The sequence below is a fragment of the Geobacter pickeringii genome, assembly GCF_000817955.1.
Classification (GTDB): Bacteria; Desulfobacterota; Desulfuromonadia; order Geobacterales; family Geobacteraceae; genus Geobacter; species Geobacter pickeringii.
Window position 1 is genome coordinate 2,383,654 of sequence record NZ_CP009788.1, and the last position, 16,438, is coordinate 2,400,091.

The following is a 16,438-nucleotide window of genomic DNA, read 5'->3' on the forward strand; positions in this document are numbered from 1 at the left end:
GGCGAACGATCCTCACCCCGGCGGCCAGCCGAGATGGCGTCCCGCCAGCAAGTGAAAGTGAATGTGGAACACCGACTGGCCGGCATCGGCATTACTGTTCTGCACGATGCGGAAGCCCCGTTCGTCAACCCCGCGTTCCCGGGCAATGGCCGCAGCCGCGCGGAAAACGCGCCCCACCAGGGCGTCATCCTCCGGGGTCAGGTCGAGGGCGTTCACGATGTGCTTTCTCGGGATGAGGAGAAGGTGGTGCGGCGCCACGGGATTGATATCCTCGACGGCGACGAGGTCGTCGTCCTCATAGACCTTCTTCGCGGGGATCGAGCCATCGATGATTTTACAGAAGATGCAGCTGTCCATCCGAGCTTCCTTTCGCGTCGATTCGTATCCGGTTCCAGAGGTCGGACCCTTTGAGCTTTCCGTAGCGTTCGTCATGGACGAAGAGGATCACCTGGTGGTCGGCGGCGACGAGGTTAAGTGCCGTAAGTGCCGCCGTTTTGCGTTCATCGTCAAAATTTACCAGAGGGTCGTCGAGAAGAAAAGGTAATTTTCTTCCCCGCGACAGGATCCCTCCGAGGGCCAGCCGGGAGGCGAGATACGCCTGATCCTGGGCACCACAACTGTAGGACTCCACCGGATGGAGCGCGCCATCGGCTCCGATGGCGAGGTTGAAGCCGTCATCGAGCTGCGCTTCCCGGTACCGGCCGGCGGTCAGATTGAAGAGCTTGCCGTTGATCTCCGTGGAGAGCCGCGCCAGATAGGTGGCGCGGTAGTCGTCGAGGGTTTCCCGGAGCAGTTCCGCCGCCAACCGCAGGGCGCCGACCCGTCTGACGAGCCGTTCTTCGCGGGACTTGAGCTCTTCCCCTTCTTCGGCGATCGCCTCCAGGTCGAGCCCCCCCTTGCGGAGCCCCGCCAGCTCCTGCTCCTTGAGAAGGGCAGCCCGCTCCTTCTCCCGCATCTCCCCCTCGAGCCGCCGCATCTTCTCCTCGGCTTCGACGTACTCCTCGTGGGACATGACCCGGAATCCCGCCCCGACAACGCTCTCCATCGCCTCCCGGACCACGGCGAGCTCCCGGGCGAGTTCACTTCCCTGAGTCACCAGATCGTCCAGCGGGGCCAGGACCCTCAGGGCACTTGCCACGCGGTCCCGCTCTCCCTTCAGCTCTGCAACGCGTTCCAGATCGACGATGAGTCCCCGGGCGCCGGCGGCATCGGTCGCCCCCAAGTGGTTCCCGAGTTCCGCTTCATGCAGGGAAACCTCCCGCCGAAGGCGGGCAATCTCGCCGTCGAGGGCATCGAAACGCCCCTGGCGGCGGGCGGACTCGCTGCTCAGCGCCTGTCTCGCCCGGACTGCCCGCAGAGCCACGATGGCGGAGACGACCACCGCCACGGCAATCACGCCGACGGAAAACCGCGGCGCCACCAACCACGAACCAGCCGCCGCAAGCCAGCAGACAAGGGGGACGAGCACGGTTGCCGCCGGCACCGCCCGAGCGGCCGCAGCCCCCTCTGCAGCGAACGCCGCACGCTCATGCTCCAGCTGGACGAGCCGTTCGCACGCCGCGCAGTAGACCTCGATGGTCCGGTCGAAGCCGTCAGGAAGCTCGGCAAGCGCGGCAAAGGGGGCCAGGCGAGCATCGACCTTCTCCTGTTGGGCCATGAGGGCCGCCACTTTCTCCCGTTCCTCCTGAACGCGGTCGAACTCCTTGCGCAGTGCCACTTCCTGCGCCGCGGCGGCATGATACTTTTTTACCCGCTGGAGATATTTCTCCCCTTTTTCCAGATCGGCCCGGGCAGAATCGATGAAACGGCGCAACTCCCCCAGTTCCGCGTCGGTCCTGGCAAGCCCCTCCGCGGTCCGGTTCGCCTCCCGCCACGCCTCGGCCAGCTCCGCCATGCGGGCGCGAACCTCTTCCAGCTCGCGGTCCTTAGAACGGCCGCCGGGACGCCTGGTCAGTTCATACAACTCCTTCTCGAGACTCTCGACCACTGCATCGTAGTCCATCTCGGCGTAACCCGAAAGGAGCTGCTTGATCCTCGTCGTGAGTCCGCCCCCCCCTTCGATCTTGAGGTCCCGCTGCCCCACGGAGACGGAATTGCGGAAGATATCGGCCTCGGCGAACCCCCAGATCTCTTCGATCTTTCCCAGGTATTCCTCCCGCTCGCTGCTCCGTCCCGCGGGCGAAACCTTCCCTTCGAACCGCCAGGTCACCGTCTCGCCCCGCCGCTCCACAGCCTGGACCTTGTCGGTGAGGAAGTCCCGCATGATGGTCATCTCGCGGCCGTCATAGGCAAAACTGACCCGGGCCTCGCACCGCCCTCCTCCGTCCCAGGGAATGAACCGGTCCTTGTCGCGCCGGAAACCGAAGATCGTGCCAGAAACCGCATCGAGCAGCGTCGACTTCCCCGCTTCGTTCTTGCCGGAGACAAGGTTCATCCCGGGGCGGAAGGAGAAGTCGGCCCCCCGGAAACGGCCGAATGCCGGGAGCTGCACGGAGGTGATCCAGAGCATCAGATTCCCCCTCCCCGGCCGAAGCGTCCCATGACGAGCTTCAGGGCCTCCTGACAAAGTTCCCGGTCGGTATCGGATTCGGCCCGGGCAAAACGGGCGTGGACCTTGCGGATGAACAGCCCCCGGATGGAATCCTCTCGCTCCAGCCGTTTCACATGGTCGCTGTGATAGAGGTCGGTATCGTCCACAAGATCAAGCCAGGCGAACTTCCCCTGGAGCCGGCCCCCGAGGTTTGCCACATCTATCGGCTCTTCCACCGTGCCGCCGAGACGCACCCGGGCGATAAGGTCGGGCGAGGCGAGCCGCGCAAGTTCCCCCTCCAGCGCCCCCGCCTCGGGGAAGAGGGAGGCATCCACCGTCAGTTCATCAACGGTTCGCGTCTGGACCGGCACCTTCTCAACACTGACCGCGGCACTCCCCAACTCGACGACCAGGGCGTGCCGCGGTCCGTTCTCGCCGAACTTCTTCCCTTCCGGTGAGCCGGGATAACAGGCCACGATGCGCCCCCCCTCCTCAAGACAGGCGGTGTTGTGGTAATGACCCAGCGCAATGTAGTCGAGCCCGAGCGATGCAAGCTCCGCGGTGGTGAAGGGGATATCCTTCTTGCGCAGGTCCCATTCCGGACTCCCCTTGAGCGAGCCGTGGAGAAGCCCCACATGGATCCCTCCCCCGTCGCGCCGTTTCATGGACGCCAGCGCCTCGGGGGAACGGTCGGATCGGTAGGCAAACCCGTAGAACCAGACCGGCGTCCCCCGGACCTCGATGCGCAGCGGTTCAGTCACCGCCGGCTCCTTGAGGATACTGGCACCGGGGAATGCGTGGCGATTATAGACGCTCTCCGGCGCCACCACGTTGTCGTGGGTGCCGGGGATGAGCACCACGCGGATCCCCCGCCCTTCAAGCCGGGCGAAGCCGTCCTGCACCCGCCCGACGGTCTCGGCGTCCACATCGGCGGCATCGAAGAGATCCCCCGCAACCACCAGGCAATCGACTTCACGCTTGATGGCAAGATTCACGATCCGGTCGAAGGTCTTGAGGAAATCGCCCCGGCGCTCCCGGGCAATCCCCCGAAATTCTTGAGTGGTGCCCCCAGGTGCAGGTCGGCGGTATGAAGTATGCGGATGGTCATAATGATTTGGACAGGTAGATGAGAAACTCCCGGTTCCCCTTCGGCCCGAGGAGCGGAGACTCGGTTACACCGCGCACCGCAAGCCCCAGGGATTCGGCCAGCGTGACGACGTTTGCCACCACTTCCTCGTGTTTCCCTTCGTCGCGGACCACACCCCCCTTGCCGACCTCCCCCTTGCCCACCTCGAACTGGGGCTTGATGAGAGCGACGATGATGCCGCCGCTCCGCACAAGCCGGAGCGTCGGAGGGAGGACCTTGTCGAGGGAGATGAAGGAGGCGTCGATGACCGCCAGATCGGGCGGCTCTGGCAGCGCGTCCGGCTCCAGGTAGCGGATGTTGGTCTTCTCCAGATTCACCACGCGGGGATCCTGGCGAAGCTTCCAGGCCAGCTGGCCATAGCCGACATCAACGGCGAAGACCCGGCGGGCGCCCCGCTGGAGCAAACAGTCGGTGAATCCGCCGGTGGAAGCCCCTACATCGATGGCGACACGGTCTGCCACGTCGATGGAAAACTCGTCCAGGGCCCGGGCAAGCTTGAGCCCCCCGCGGCTGACATAGGGGATATCCTCTCCCTTGAGCCGGATCTCGGCATCGACGGACACCTGCACTCCCGCCTTGTCGGCCAGATGGTCGTTCACCACCACCTGGCCGGCCATGATGAGCGCACGGGCGCGCTCGCGGGACTGAACCAGCCCACGATCCACGAGAAGCTTGTCGAGGCGCTCCCTGCCCCCTGACGTTGGCGTGTGACGAGTTGTCATAAATTACGGTTTGCCGTAGGAAGGACCGTCTTCGGCTGCCAGCGGAAGCAGATCGGCCGCCGGGGCGTACCTATCTTTCCGCGCATGCTTCCGGTGACGGTTCAACGCCCGGACGATATCAAGCAGCACCGGCAGATCGTCGGGATGAAGCTGACGCAATTCCTTGGCAAGCTCCCGCTCCTTGCCACCGGCCAACGCGACATGGCTTCGGGAGAGTGGGGCCGCACCTTCGCCCAAAAAGGAGCCCACCGGAACGCCAAGGGCCTCGCCAAGCGCAATGAGAATCTTAAGTGACGGGAGCTGTTCGCCCCGCTCGATCTTCCCGATATAGGTATAATCGAGTCCGCCGCTCACCCGGGTCGCCAGCTCCTTCTGGGTGAACCCGCGCTCCGACCTCAACCGCTTCAGTGTGTGTCCGATCTCATGCAGCAACGTGACCCTCGGCCGATTTCAAATTGTCCCTGATTCCTTCTGAGCTCGCATCTGCGCACTGATTGCCAACTGGTATACCCTCATTCCGCCCTCCCTGTCAATTCGATTCACCGCACGACGCATTGTCATTTTTTAATTGACAAAAATGACCTGCAGGCATATTTGATTCATGCAGACGATGACGTCAGATACTCAGCCATGTTACGCAGGAGCCCCTCCATGGACCAGCAGGACGATCGACTCTTTCGCACCGCCGCAGCCGGAATGGACAAAGGAAGCATTCTCGCGGTTGACGACGACCCGGACGTCCTCTTCTTCATCAGACTGGCACTTGAAAACGAGGGGTTTTCCGTCAGTTGCGCCGAAAGCGGCAGAGATGCGCTGGCACTGCTCGGCCAGCACCGCTACGCCATCATGCTCACCGACCTGAATATGCCGGTGATGGACGGTTTCGAACTGGCCCGCCGGGCACGCCACCTCCAGCCGGAACTGGCCATCATCATGGGGACCGGTCAGCTCTATCCGGGCATCCATCGACAGGCGGCTTCCGTCGGCATCCAGGAGGTATTCGGCAAACCGTTCGACTATGACAGACTGGTCCGGCTTCTCCATGCCATCACGGACCAGCACCTCACCGGAAAAAATACTTGCAATTGATCCACAACAGTGCTAGAAGATTATTTCTCCACGCCGAAGTGGTGGAATTGGTAGACACGCAAGATTCAGGTTCTTGTGCGGGCAACCGTGTGCTGGTTCGAGTCCAGTCTTCGGCACCATAAAAACAAGGGGTTAGCAGCTACGGTTGCTAACCCCTTTCGTTTTTGATTCCCACATGTTGCTACATTTCAGAGTGCTCTCCTCGAAATGTTCGCCCCCCCCCCGCTCCATATGATCCAATGAACAGTCACCGCGATGACGGGCCGGTGCGTCGCGGGGCGACGCCGTCCAACGCCTTCACTTCAGCCGGCGTCAGATAGCGAAACTCTCCAATCTTCAGTTCTCCCAGGGAGAGCGAACCATACCGGACCCGCCGCAGGCGCACGACCGACAGGCTGACCGCTTCGCACATCCGCCGGACCTGGCGGTAACGCCCTTCATGGATGGTTATGGAGACCCATGTGTTATTGTCGCTCTCCTTGAATACGGCAGCCCGGGCAGGAGCGGTCTTTCCGTCGTCAAGCTCGACTCCCCGTTCGAGCCGGCGGAGCTGTTCCCGGTCGACCGTTCCCCTCACCCGCACGAGATATTCCTTGTCAACCTCGTGGCGCGGGTGGGCGAGACGGTTGGCCCAGGCCCCGTCATTGGTGAGAAGCAGCAACCCCTCAGTGTTGTAGTCGAGGCGCCCCACCGGGAAAACCCGCACCCCGACCCCCTTCAGGAGATCGGTGACGATGGGGCGCCCGTCGGGGTCCTTCAGCGTGGTGACATACCCCACCGGCTTGTTGAGGAGAAGGTAGACCCGCTTTTCCTCCACGGTAACCGGCTTGCCGTCGACGGTTATCCGGTCGCGGGCAGGATCCGCCTTGGCGCCGAGCTCGGTGACCGGCACTCCGTTAACCGTCACCCGCCCGGCGGTTATCATCCGTTCGGCTTCGCGGCGGGAGGCAACCCCGGCCTGGGAAAGTATCTTCTGAATCCGTTCTTCCATGTGATCTCCAAAAAGACTGAAGGCTAAAGGCTGAAGGCGAACGGGGAAAACCCTTCACCCAAAACCTTTAGCCTTCAGCCTTTAATCTGTCAGCCGTCAGTCTGCTTATTCCGCGAACCGGCTCATCTTCCTGAATTTCTGATACCGCTCTTCCACCAGTTGCTCGGGGGTGATCCCCTTGAGCTCCTTCAGGTGGCGGGCAAGGGCCTCGTGCAGGGCCTTTGCCATGGCCTCGTGGTCGCGGTGGGCGCCGCCGAGGGGCTCTGCTACGATCTCGTCGATGACCTCCAGTTCCCTGAGGTCCTTGGCGGTGAGTTTGAGGGCCTCGGCGGCCTGCTCCCCCTTGGTGCCATCGGACCAGAGGATGGCGGCGCACCCTTCTGGGGAGATGACTGCATAGATCGAGTATTGGAGCATGAGGACCCGGTCACCCACGGCGATGGCGAGCGCCCCGCCGGACCCCCCCTCGCCGGCGATGACGACGATGATCGGCACGGTCAGCGCCGCCATCTCGCGCAGGTTGCGGGCGATGGCCTCGGCCTGCCCCCGCTCCTCGGCGCCGATGCCGGGATAGGCACCGGGGGTGTCGACGAAGGTAATGATCGGCATCCGGAACCGCTCGGCCATCTCCATGAGGCGCAGCGCCTTGCGGTACCCCTCCGGGTTCGGCATGCCGAAGTTGCGGTAGACCTTCTCCTTGGTGTCGCGCCCCTTCTGGTGGCCGATGACCATGACCGGCTCGCCGTCGAGCCGGGCCGGGCCGCCGACGATGGCGTGGTCGTCACCGAAGAGGCGGTCGCCGTGGAGCTCCACGAAATCGGTGAAGATCAGATTGAGGTAGTCCAGCGTGAAGGGGCGATTGATGTGCCGGGCCACCTGGGTCATCTGCCAGCGGGAGAGGTTGGAGAAGACCGACTCCCGCATCTTGTCGACTCGCTTCTCCAGCGTCCCGACCTCGTCCTTCAACTCATCGTTCTCTCCGGCGATTTCCATCAGCTCCTGAATCTTCTTTTCCAGTTCGACGATGGGCTTTTCGAACTCAAGGGGGGGGATGGCAGCCATTATCTGATCTCCTTGTCAGCGTAATTCATTCAAAAGAGACGGCATTATAGCCGAATAAGTGTTTCACTTCCATCACCATTTCCTCGCTCGGCGCGACGGTGCAGGAATCGGCCGGAGCGATGACAGTGCGGAACTGCTCCGGAACCTCGATGGCAACGGCAGCCCGGCAGCCGCCGGGGTAACGGGCGATGATCCCCCGCAGCGATTCGAGGCGGCTCCGCTCCAGCCCCTCGGCGGCCAGGGTGAAGACCACCCGCTTCGTCTCCCGGGTGCTCACGTCCCGCAGCAGCACCACCTCGTTCGCCATGATCTTGATGCTCTTCTCCCCCTTGTCGAGGGTGCCGGTGACCAGCAGCGGATCGTCGGACTTGAGGAGCTCGGAGGAGGCGGCGAAGGTCTCGGGGAAGACCACCATCTCCACGGAACCGACCAGGTCCTCCAGGGTGGCGAAGGCCATCCGGTCCCCCTTCTTGGTGATGAGCTCCTTGAGGGAGGCGACCACGCCGCAGACCTTCACCTCACTCTTGTCGGCGCGTTCGCCGAGGGTGGCGGTGTCGGCGGTGGCGAAGCGCCTGATCTCCTTCTCGTAGCGCCCCAGGGGGTGCCCGGTGATAAAGAAGCCGAGGGCCTCCTTCTCCAGGCCGAGGAGCATCTTGTCGTCCCATTCGGGGAGGTCGGGAAGCTGCACTTTCCCCTTGCCGTTGCCGTTGGTGCGGACGATCTCCTCGGTGCCGAAGAGCGACACCTGGGCGCTCTCCTTCTCCTGCTGGATCTTCTGGCCAATGGTCATGGCATCCTCAAGGACCGCCATGAGCTGGGAGCGTCTCGCCTTGGTGGAGTCGAAGGCCCCGCACTTGATGAGCGCCTCCACCACCCGCTTGTTGACCTTGCGCAGGTCCACCCGTTCGCAGAAATCGAAGATATCCTTGAACTCCCCCTCCTGCCGCGCCTCGATGATCGCCTCGATGGCCGACTCCCCCACGTTCTTGACGGCGCCGAGGCCGAAACGGATGGAGTTGCCGAGGACCCGAAACGAGAGGTGCGAGGCGTTGATATCGGGGGGGAGCACCTCGATTCCCATCTCGCGGCAGTCGGAGATGTTCTTCACCACCTTGTCGGTGTTCCCCATGTCCTCGGTCAGCAGCGCCGCCATGAACTCCACCGGGTAGTGGGCCTTGAGGTAGGCGGTCTGGTAGGCGACCAGGGCGTAGGCGGCCGAGTGGGACTTGTTGAAGCCGTACTCGGCGAATTTGGCCATGAGGTCGAAGATGGCGCCGGCCTTCTGCAGGTCGATGCCACCGTTCTTCGCCCCCTCCAGGAAGATGTCGCGCTGCTTGGCCATCTCCGCCGGGTCTTTCTTACCCATGGCGCGGCGCAAGAGGTCGGCGCCCCCCAGCGAATAGCCACCGAGGGAGCGGGCGATCTGCATGACCTGCTCCTGGTAGACGATGACCCCGTAGGTATCCTTCAGGACCGGCTCCAGCTGCGGCAGGTCGTAGACCACCTTCTTCTTGCCGTGCTTCCGGTCGATGAAGTCGTCCACCATGCCGGAGCCGAGGGGGCCCGGCCGGTAGAGGGCGCAGACGGCGATGATGTCCTCGAAGCAGGAAGGCTTGAGCTTGGTGAGGAGCTCCTTCATGCCGGAGGATTCGAGCTGGAAGACCCCGGTGGTGTTGCCGGCCTGCAGCAGCTTGTAGCTCTCCTCGTCGTCGTCGCGCAGGGCCGCGATGTCGAAGTCGGGCCGCTTCCCGACCCGGATCATCTTCACCGCGTTGTCGATGACGGTCAGGTTCTTGAGGCCGAGGAAGTCGAACTTCACCAGCCCGATCTTCTCCACGTACTTCATGGAATACTGGGTGGTGAGGGAGCCGCTCTTCTGGTCCTTGTAGACCGGGCAGAACTCTTCGAGGATGTCCGGGGCCACCACGACGCCGGCGGCGTGGGTGGAGGCGTGGCGGGCAAGCCCTTCGAGGCAGAGGGCAACGTCGAGGAGCTCCTTCACCCGCGGATCGGCCTCACCCATCTCCTTCAGCTTCGGCTCCTGCTGGAGCGCCTTGTCCAGCGAGATGCCGAGGACTTCCGGCACGAGCTTGGCGATCTTGTCCACCTCGCCATAGGTCATGTCCATGGCCCGCCCCACGTCGCGGATGACCGCCCGGGCCGACATGGTCCCGAAGGTGATGATCTGGCAGACCTTGTCGCGGCCGTACTTCTCGGTGACGTACTGGATCACCTCCTCGCGCCGGTCCTGGCAGAAGTCGACGTCGATATCGGGCATCGAGATCCGCTCCGGGTTCAGGAAGCGCTCGAAAAGGAGGTTGTAGGGGATCGGATCGATATCGGTGATCCGGATGGAGTAAGCCACCAGCGACCCGGCGGCCGAGCCCCGCCCCGGCCCCACGGGGATGCCGTGGTCCTTGGCCCAGTTGATGAAGTCGGCCACGATCAGGAAGTACCCCGGGAACCCCATCTGCTTGATACAGTCGAGCTCGATCCGGAGGCGCTTGTGGTACCCCTCCTCCTGCTCCGGGGTGAGGTTCGGGTTCTTCGCCTTGATGGCCACGAGCCGCGCCTCGAGCCCCTGGTGGGCCTCGCCTTCCAGCACGTCGTCCAGGGTCTGCCCCTCGGGGGGGACGTAGCGGGGAAAGTGGTAGGTCTTGAGATCCAGCTCCAGGTTGCACCGCTCGGCGATCTTCACCGTGTTGGTGATCGCCTCGGGGGCGTAGTGGAACGCGGCGGCCATCTCTTCGGGGGTCTTGACGTAGAACTCGTCGGCGGAGAAGCGCATCCGCGACGCGTCGTTCATGGTCTTGCCGGTCTGGATGCAGAGGAGCACCTCGTGGGCCCGGGCATCCTCGCGGTTCAGGTAGTGGCAGTCGTTGGTGGCCACCAGCGGCAGCGCAAGCTCCCGCGCCACCTCCAGCAGCCCCTTGTTGGCCTTGTCCTGCTCCGGCAGGGTGTTCTCCTGGAGCTCGATATAGTAGCGGTCGGGGAAGAGGTCGGCGTACCAGCGGGCAACGTCCAGCGCCTCTTCCATCTTCCCCCGCTCGCAGAGGTAGGCCACCTCCCCTTTCAGGCAGGCGGAGAGGCAGATGAGCCCCTCGGCGTGCTCGGCCAGCACCTCCTTGTCGATCCGCGGCTTGTAGTAGAAGCCGTCCTTGAAGCCGATGGAGACGAGCTTGGAGAGGTTCTTGTAGCCGGTCAGGTTCTCGCAGAGGAGGAGCAGGTGGTAGCCGGCGCCGGCCTCACCCCCCCGCGCCTCCTTCACGTGGCGCGAACCCGGGGCGATGTAGACCTCGGAGCCGATGATCGGCTTCACCCCCTTGTCCCGGCACTTGAGGTAGAACTCCAGGGCGCCGAACATGGTGCCGTGGTCGGTGATCGCCACCGCCGGCATGTGGTGGTCCTTAACCTTCTTGACCAGATCGCCGAGGCGGATGGCGCCGTCGAGAAGGGAGTACTGAGTATGGAGATGGAGATGGACGAAACTGGGGGTTTCCATAGGCCTCGATACGACGATGGGAGCTGCCGTCAGCACCTCCCACGTTTTAGTTTGGCTAAAAAATTTTTGTAATTATGGCACGAAATCCTTTCGGGTGTCAACATCTCCGTAGAGGAGACAGTGGGCGCACCACCAGCGCAACCATCTGTTTTTGCGTTACTTTTAAATCATACCCCTGATTCTCCCGCCATCATGAGCGTCCGCACTGGAAATCGCGGCGCTATCTACTACAATTAAGGGCAGACCCGCCACCGGCGCGCCATCGCGACACGAGGGCAAAATCCATTTTCCGTGGAGACCTATGGATCAGAACAATGATTTTTACAAGCAGCTTCTCGACAGCCTTTCCGACGGGGTGTATTTCGTAGACCGCGAGCGACGGATCACCTACTGGAACCGGGGTGCGGAGCGGCTTACCGGTTACGTGGGGGGGGAGGTCCTCGGCTCGCGCTGCCGCGACAACATCCTCTGCCACGTTGACGCGGACGGACACAACCTCTGCGAGCACGACTGTCCCGTCAGCCACACCCTTGCCGACGGCCTCCACCGCGACGCCGAGGTCTACCTTCACCACAGGGAGGGGCACCGCGTTCCGGTGCAGGTCCGGATATCCCCCATCCGCAACGGCGGCGGCGAGATCGTCGGGGCGGTGGAGGTCTTCAGCGACAATTCGGCGCGGATCGCCGACATCCAGCGGATCGAGGAACTGCAGCAGATGGTGTTTCTCGACCCCCTCACCGGCATCGCGAACCGGCGCTACATCCAGCTCAATCTCCAGTCGCGGTTCGACGAGATGTTCCGCTACGGCTGGACCTTCGGCGTCATGCTGCTGGATCTGGACCACTTCAAGGCGGTCAACGACCGCTACGGTCACGACGTGGGCGACGACCTGCTGCGGATGGTGGCCCGAACCCTCCAGCACGCCGCGCGCTCCTACGACCTGGTGGGGCGCTGGGGGGGCGAGGAATTCATCGCCCTCCTCGCCAGCGTTTCCCGGGAAAAACTCGCCCACACTGCCGAGCGGTTCCGCCGGCTCGTGGAGGAGTCGAGCCTGGCCACCAACGACGCCACCGCCCGTGTCACCATCTCCGTGGGGGCCACCATCGCCACCGCCGAGGACACGGTGGGAAGCCTCATCAAGCGGACCGACGAGCTCCTGTACCGGAGCAAGGCGGCGGGGCGCAACTGTGTCACCTGCGACTAACGCGGAAACCGGGGAACGGGGGCCGAAGCCTGAAAACACCGGAGATCGGGAGGAACCATGAAGAGCAACCGGGAGATTCTCAAAGAGATCGAGGCCTCCTTCGAGCGGGAACCGCGCATCAACCTCCACGCCTGGCCACTGCGGATGGAACTGGATGCCGGCGTCCTCACCCTGGAGGGAGAGGTGGAGCACGTTGCCGCCAAAAAGCTCGCCCTGGAGCTGGGAGGGGCAGCAACAGGGGTGGACGGAATCGTGGACCGGCTCAGGGTCGCCCCGGCCGAGACGATGGAGGACATGGAGATCCGCGACCATCTCACCGATGCCTTCCTTCAGGAGCCGGCCTTCGCCGACTACGCCATCCACGCCCTCGTCTTCGGCAGGTGGGAATCGGTGCGTGAGGCCCCCCGGGAACCGACGGGGCTCCTCCAGGTCGAGGCGGACGGGGGAATCGTGACCCTCAACGGCCAGGTGACGAGCCTTTCCCACAAGCGGCTCGCCGGAGTTCTCGCCTGGTGGGTGCCGGGGAGCCGCGACGTGGTGAACGGCATCGAGGTCATTCCTCCGGAGGAGGACAACGACGACGAGATCACCGACGCCGTGCGGCTCGTGCTGGAAAAGGACCCCTTCGTCAACGCCTCCCAGCTCCGGGTCGGCTGCCGCGACCGGGTCGTCACCCTTGACGGCGCGGTCCCCAAGCCCAAGGAGAAGGATATGGCCGAGGCGGACGCCTGGTACGTCTTCGGAGTTGACAAGGTCGTGAACCGGCTGGTAGTTCTGGAGTCATGAGAAAAAACCACCACTCCGGCGGCCAGCCGCCGCCAGCACCCGCCCCGCCCCGCGCCACGAAGAGATCGGAAAAGGCCGGCCTCCCCCCCGGGACCCTCATCCATATCGGTGAGAAGAGCGACCGGGAGATCACGATCACCGTCATCGACTACACCGCGGACAACGCCGAAGAGAAGGAGATCACCGCCCTCAACGAATGCTTCTACTTCATGGATGCCTCGGCCATCACCTGGATCAACGTGGAGGGGCTCCACGAAGTCGAACTCGTCCAGCAGCTCGGCGACTGCCAGGGAATCCACCCCCTGGTCCTGGAGGACATCCTCAACACGGAGCAGCGCCCGAAGGCGGAGGATTTCGGGGATTACCTCTTCATCGTCCTGAAGATGCTCCGCCCCCGCCAGGGGTTCGAGATCGCCACGGAACAGGTCAGCCTGATCCTCGGCGAGAACTTCGTCATCTCTTTTCAGGAAGGGCTTGCGGGAGACGCCTTCAACCCGATCCGCGAGCGGATCAAGGGGGGTAAAGGGCGCATCAGGACCATGGGGGCCGATTACCTCGCCTACTCCCTCATCGATGCCGTCATCGACGACTACTTCGTCGCCCTGGAGAAGATCGGCGAGGAGATCGAGGAACTGGAAGTGGAGGTGGTGACCAGCCCCACCCGCGAGACCCAGCGAAAGATCCACCGGCTCAAGCGCACCATGATCTTCCTGCGCAAGGCGGTCTGGCCGCTGCGGGAGATGATCGGCAGCCTGGAGCGCCGCGACTCCCCCCTGATCCGCGAGGCGACCATCGTCTACTTTCGCGACGTCTACGACCACACGGTCCAGGCCATCGACACCGTCGACACCTACCGCGACATGCTCTCGGGCATGCTCGACGTCTACCTCACCTCCCTCAGCAACCGGACCAACGAGGTGATGAAGGTGCTCACCATCATCGCCACCATCTTCATGCCCCTCACCTTCATCGTCGGCCTCTACGGCATAAACTTCAAATACATGCCCGAGCTCGAATGGCACTGGGGATACCCGGCGGTGCTGGCGCTCATGGTTGTCATCAGCATTGCCATGGTGATCTTCTTCCGGCGCAAGAAGTGGCTCTGACCCCTTGCCAGAATAACGGGCTTCGTGGTACTTTCAGACGTAAATGAGGGCGGCATCAACCATGCCGCCCTTCGTACATTCTGCACCGCGAGGACACCCCCATGACGCACGCCGGCTTTCTCATCGACACCCATGCCCATATCGACGGCCACGACTTTGCCGCCGATTTCGACGAGATGCTCCAGCGCGCCGCCGAGGCCGGCCTCTCCCACATCGTCACCATCGGCGCCGACCTGGAGTCGAGCCGCGCCGCCTGTGAACTGGCACAACAATACGACCACATCTACGCCGCCGTCGGCATCCACCCCCATGACGCCGCCCGCGTCACCGCCCGCTGCTACGACGTGATCCGTGAGCTGGCCGCCTCGCCGAAGGTGGTGGCCATCGGCGAGATCGGCCTCGACTTCTTCCGCGACCGCTCCCCCCGCGCCGAGCAGGAGGAGGTCTTCCGCCGCTTCATCCGGCTGGCGCGGGAACTGGCGCTGCCGATTGTCGTTCACGACCGGGACGCCCACGAGCGGGTGATGACGATCATGCGCGAGGAAAAGGCTGCCGCGGTGGGAGGGGTGCTCCACTGCTTCTCGGGGGATCTGGCCATGGCGCGGGAATGCATCGACATGGGCTTTCTCATCTCCGTCCCCGGCACCGTCACCTTCCCCTCCAACGAGCAGTTGCGGGAGGTGGTGCGCGGCATCAAGACCGAACACCTCCTCATCGAGACCGACTGCCCCTACCTCGCGCCGGTCCCCCACCGCGGGAAGCGGAACGAGCCGGCCTACGTGCGGCTCACCGCCGAGAAGATCGCCGCGCTCAAGGGGCTTACGGTGGAGGATGTGGGGCGGATCACCTCCCTCAACGCCCGGCGCCTCTTCGGCATCGGGGGGAAGGACCAGTCCACCGAGATCGCCTACCGGATCCGGAATTCCCTCTACCTCAACATCACCAACCGCTGCTCCAACCGCTGCTCCTTCTGCGCCAAGTTCGACGACTTCACCGTCAAGGGGCACTACCTGCGCCTCGAGCACGAGCCCACCTTCGCGGAGGTCATGGCCGCCATCGGCGATCCCGGCCCCGTGGACGAAGTGGTCTTCTGCGGCTACGGCGAACCGATGCTCCGGGTCGACCTCATCAGGGAGGTCGCGGCCGAACTGAAGAAGCACGGGTATCGCATCAGGATCAACACCGACGGCCAGGCGAACCTGGTCCACGGCCGCAACGTCCTGCCGGAGCTGGCGGGGCTGGTGGACAGCATCTCCGTGAGCCTCAACGCCGCCGATGCGGAAACCTACAACCGCCTTTGCAACACCCCCTACGGCGCCGACGGCTTCGCCGGGGTCTGCGCCTTCCTCGTCGAGGCAAAGAAACAGATCCCCACCGTGGTTGCCACCGCCGTCACCGTTCCGGGCATTGACGTCGCGGCGGTGCGGAGGCTCGCCGAATCCCTCGGCGTCGAATTCCGCGAGCGGGAGTATGCGGAGGTGGGGTGACCCCCTCCGGTTCCGCCCCACTCCGCCGTCACCATTTTCACCTCCCCTCTCCCCAATATCGAGCAGCTCCTTCCCTCCCTCAAGCCACACACCATATTTCATTAATTTTTTATAATTTAACGCAACATTTGACAAACCCAATCTGACTTTTACACTCAAGTAACAAAATGTTTCTGAACGCACCATTGGTGCCCCCTCGGTCAAGATTCCCAAGCGACTCGAAGCGGGGGTAACGCACTGGTTGTCTCGGGGACGGATCGCACGGCATATGTCGGCACCGCCGGTCACTCCCCAGCAATTCGTCAACAGCTCTCAAGCGGAATAACACCCACGCACCACCATTGCAAAGCTGCAGACAGAGGCGGGCGGTCAAAGATGACCCGTCATGCCACAGTGGAACGAACTGCGGAGCAGCAGGAGTGCAGCCCTTGAGCGCCGTGGTATGTCAGGCCCGTCACGCATTCACTACCCAAAGGAGGATCGACCATGAAACGCACTCTTTCGCTTGCCCTGACGTGCGCTGTCGGCTTGCTGACATCATCAGCCCTCGCGGCCGATGCCGGCACCGCGAATTATTCCGTCCCCCCCCCTTCACCCTCAGCTCCGGCCCAAAGCAACGCCACGGTCACCGATTGCAGGGAACTTCTTGGTGCAGGAACTGCGTCGAGGCCAGGTGACGGCGCAACGGCAAAGCCCGTCAGCAGGATGGAAATTCGCGAGAAGATCAGCGCATACCGCTCCTGCCTCCAGCAACAGGCAGCATCGAATTCCGAGGCCCCGGCCGCCGGCCGTTGACTCGCCATCCGCCTTCC

At 63.5% G+C, this 16,438-nt stretch carries 14 protein-coding genes and 1 tRNA gene; 7 read left to right on the forward strand and 8 right to left on the reverse strand.

Annotated elements, in window-relative coordinates:
* Nucleotides 1–12: 12 nt before the first annotated feature.
* The 5 genes from GPICK_RS10735 to GPICK_RS10755 all read right to left on the reverse strand — a co-directional run bounded on the left by GPICK_RS10735 (nt 13) and on the right by GPICK_RS10755 (nt 4,831).
* Nucleotides 13–357, reverse strand: coding sequence for a histidine triad nucleotide-binding protein (locus GPICK_RS10735; RefSeq protein ID WP_039743062.1), 345 nt, complete (start codon nt 355–357; stop codon nt 13–15).
* On the reverse strand, nt 335–2,509 hold the full coding sequence (locus GPICK_RS10740) for an ATP-binding protein (RefSeq protein ID WP_039743064.1): 2,175 nt from the start codon (nt 2,507–2,509) through the stop codon (nt 335–337). Before GPICK_RS10740 ends, GPICK_RS10735 begins: the two co-directional genes overlap by 23 nt.
* Nucleotides 2,509–3,525 (reverse strand): metallophosphoesterase family protein, encoded by a 1,017-nt coding sequence (locus tag GPICK_RS10745; protein WP_236685537.1) that lies wholly within the window; start codon nt 3,523–3,525, stop codon nt 2,509–2,511. The genes GPICK_RS10740 and GPICK_RS10745 overlap by 1 nt, the downstream gene beginning before the upstream one ends.
* Before the next feature lie 109 nt (nt 3,526–3,634).
* Complete coding sequence (locus GPICK_RS10750; RefSeq protein ID WP_039743067.1) at nt 3,635–4,399, reverse strand: TlyA family RNA methyltransferase; 765 nt, start codon at nt 4,397–4,399, stop codon at nt 3,635–3,637.
* Nucleotides 4,400–4,402: 3 nt separating this feature from the next.
* Nucleotides 4,403–4,831, reverse strand: coding sequence for a helix-turn-helix domain-containing protein (locus GPICK_RS10755; protein WP_039743071.1), 429 nt, complete (start codon nt 4,829–4,831; stop codon nt 4,403–4,405).
* 219 nt (nt 4,832–5,050) lie between these two features.
* On the opposite strand from GPICK_RS10755, the gene GPICK_RS10760 reads away from it, so the two are divergent.
* Nucleotides 5,051–5,488 carry a response regulator gene (locus GPICK_RS10760; protein ID WP_052263407.1) on the forward strand — a complete coding sequence of 146 codons (438 nt, stop codon included), beginning with the start codon at nt 5,051–5,053 and terminating at the stop codon, nt 5,486–5,488.
* 32 nt (nt 5,489–5,520) lie between these two features.
* Nucleotides 5,521–5,607: transfer RNA gene (locus GPICK_RS10765), tRNA-Leu, on the forward strand.
* Between the two features lie 128 nt (nt 5,608–5,735).
* On the opposite strand, the gene GPICK_RS10770 is transcribed toward GPICK_RS10765, so the two are convergent.
* From GPICK_RS10770 to dnaE, 3 genes are all read right to left on the reverse strand, one after another.
* Nucleotides 5,736–6,479 (reverse strand): pseudouridine synthase, encoded by a 744-nt coding sequence (locus tag GPICK_RS10770; protein ID WP_039743073.1) that lies wholly within the window; start codon nt 6,477–6,479, stop codon nt 5,736–5,738.
* A 105-nt stretch (nt 6,480–6,584) separates the two neighbouring features.
* Nucleotides 6,585–7,541, reverse strand: a complete 957-nt coding sequence (locus GPICK_RS10775; protein ID WP_039743076.1) for an acetyl-CoA carboxylase carboxyltransferase subunit alpha — start codon at nt 7,539–7,541, stop codon at nt 6,585–6,587.
* Between the two features lie 25 nt (nt 7,542–7,566).
* Nucleotides 7,567–11,043 (reverse strand): DNA polymerase III subunit alpha, encoded by a 3,477-nt coding sequence (dnaE, locus tag GPICK_RS10780; protein WP_039743080.1) that lies wholly within the window; start codon nt 11,041–11,043, stop codon nt 7,567–7,569.
* A gap of 301 nt (nt 11,044–11,344) precedes the next feature.
* Here dnaE and GPICK_RS10785 point away from each other — a divergent pair, with 301 nt between their 5' ends.
* The 5 genes from GPICK_RS10785 (at nt 11,345) to GPICK_RS17395 (ending at nt 16,421) form a co-directional block, all read left to right on the forward strand.
* Nucleotides 11,345–12,247: a sensor domain-containing diguanylate cyclase gene (locus GPICK_RS10785; RefSeq protein WP_039743083.1), complete on the forward strand. Its 903-nt coding sequence runs from the start codon at nt 11,345–11,347 to the stop codon at nt 12,245–12,247.
* Nucleotides 12,248–12,304: 57 nt separating this feature from the next.
* Nucleotides 12,305–13,033: a BON domain-containing protein gene (locus tag GPICK_RS10790; protein WP_039743086.1), complete on the forward strand. Its 729-nt coding sequence runs from the start codon at nt 12,305–12,307 to the stop codon at nt 13,031–13,033.
* The gene (gene corA / locus GPICK_RS10795; RefSeq protein ID WP_084201422.1) at nt 13,030–14,139 is read left to right on the forward strand and encodes a magnesium/cobalt transporter CorA; all 1,110 of its coding nucleotides are present in this window, start codon (nt 13,030–13,032) and stop codon (nt 14,137–14,139) included. Before GPICK_RS10790 ends, corA begins: the two co-directional genes overlap by 4 nt.
* A 101-nt stretch (nt 14,140–14,240) precedes the next feature.
* The gene (locus GPICK_RS10800; protein ID WP_039743089.1) at nt 14,241–15,626 is read left to right on the forward strand and encodes a TatD family hydrolase; all 1,386 of its coding nucleotides are present in this window, start codon (nt 14,241–14,243) and stop codon (nt 15,624–15,626) included.
* 486 nt (nt 15,627–16,112) lie between these two features.
* On the forward strand, nt 16,113–16,421 hold the full coding sequence (locus GPICK_RS17395) for a hypothetical protein (RefSeq protein WP_144400086.1): 309 nt from the start codon (nt 16,113–16,115) through the stop codon (nt 16,419–16,421).
* Nucleotides 16,422–16,438: the final 17 nt, after the last annotated feature.

What these genes read in the sequence shown, in the direction of transcription:
- GPICK_RS10750 (WP_039743067.1), bottom strand. Translation starts at nt 4,399, where the DNA reads ATGACAACTCGTCACACGCCAACGTCAGGGGGCAGGGAGCGCCTCGAC.
- GPICK_RS10770 (WP_039743073.1), bottom strand. Translation starts at nt 6,479, where the DNA reads ATGGAAGAACGGATTCAGAAGATACTTTCCCAGGCCGGGGTTGCCTCC.
- GPICK_RS10785 (WP_039743083.1), top strand. Translation starts at nt 11,345, where the DNA reads ATGGATCAGAACAATGATTTTTACAAGCAGCTTCTCGACAGCCTTTCC.
- GPICK_RS10735 (WP_039743062.1), bottom strand. Translation starts at nt 357, where the DNA reads ATGGACAGCTGCATCTTCTGTAAAATCATCGATGGCTCGATCCCCGCG.
- dnaE (WP_039743080.1), bottom strand. Translation starts at nt 11,043, where the DNA reads ATGGAAACCCCCAGTTTCGTCCATCTCCATCTCCATACTCAGTACTCC.
- GPICK_RS10800 (WP_039743089.1), top strand. Translation starts at nt 14,241, where the DNA reads ATGACGCACGCCGGCTTTCTCATCGACACCCATGCCCATATCGACGGC.
- GPICK_RS10775 (WP_039743076.1), bottom strand. Translation starts at nt 7,541, where the DNA reads ATGGCTGCCATCCCCCCCCTTGAGTTCGAAAAGCCCATCGTCGAACTG.
- GPICK_RS17395 (WP_144400086.1), top strand. Translation starts at nt 16,113, where the DNA reads ATGAAACGCACTCTTTCGCTTGCCCTGACGTGCGCTGTCGGCTTGCTG.
- GPICK_RS10740 (WP_039743064.1), bottom strand. Translation starts at nt 2,509, where the DNA reads ATGCTCTGGATCACCTCCGTGCAGCTCCCGGCATTCGGCCGTTTCCGG.
- corA (WP_084201422.1), top strand. Translation starts at nt 13,030, where the DNA reads ATGAGAAAAAACCACCACTCCGGCGGCCAGCCGCCGCCAGCACCCGCC.
- GPICK_RS10760 (WP_052263407.1), top strand. Translation starts at nt 5,051, where the DNA reads ATGGACCAGCAGGACGATCGACTCTTTCGCACCGCCGCAGCCGGAATG.
- GPICK_RS10790 (WP_039743086.1), top strand. Translation starts at nt 12,305, where the DNA reads ATGAAGAGCAACCGGGAGATTCTCAAAGAGATCGAGGCCTCCTTCGAG.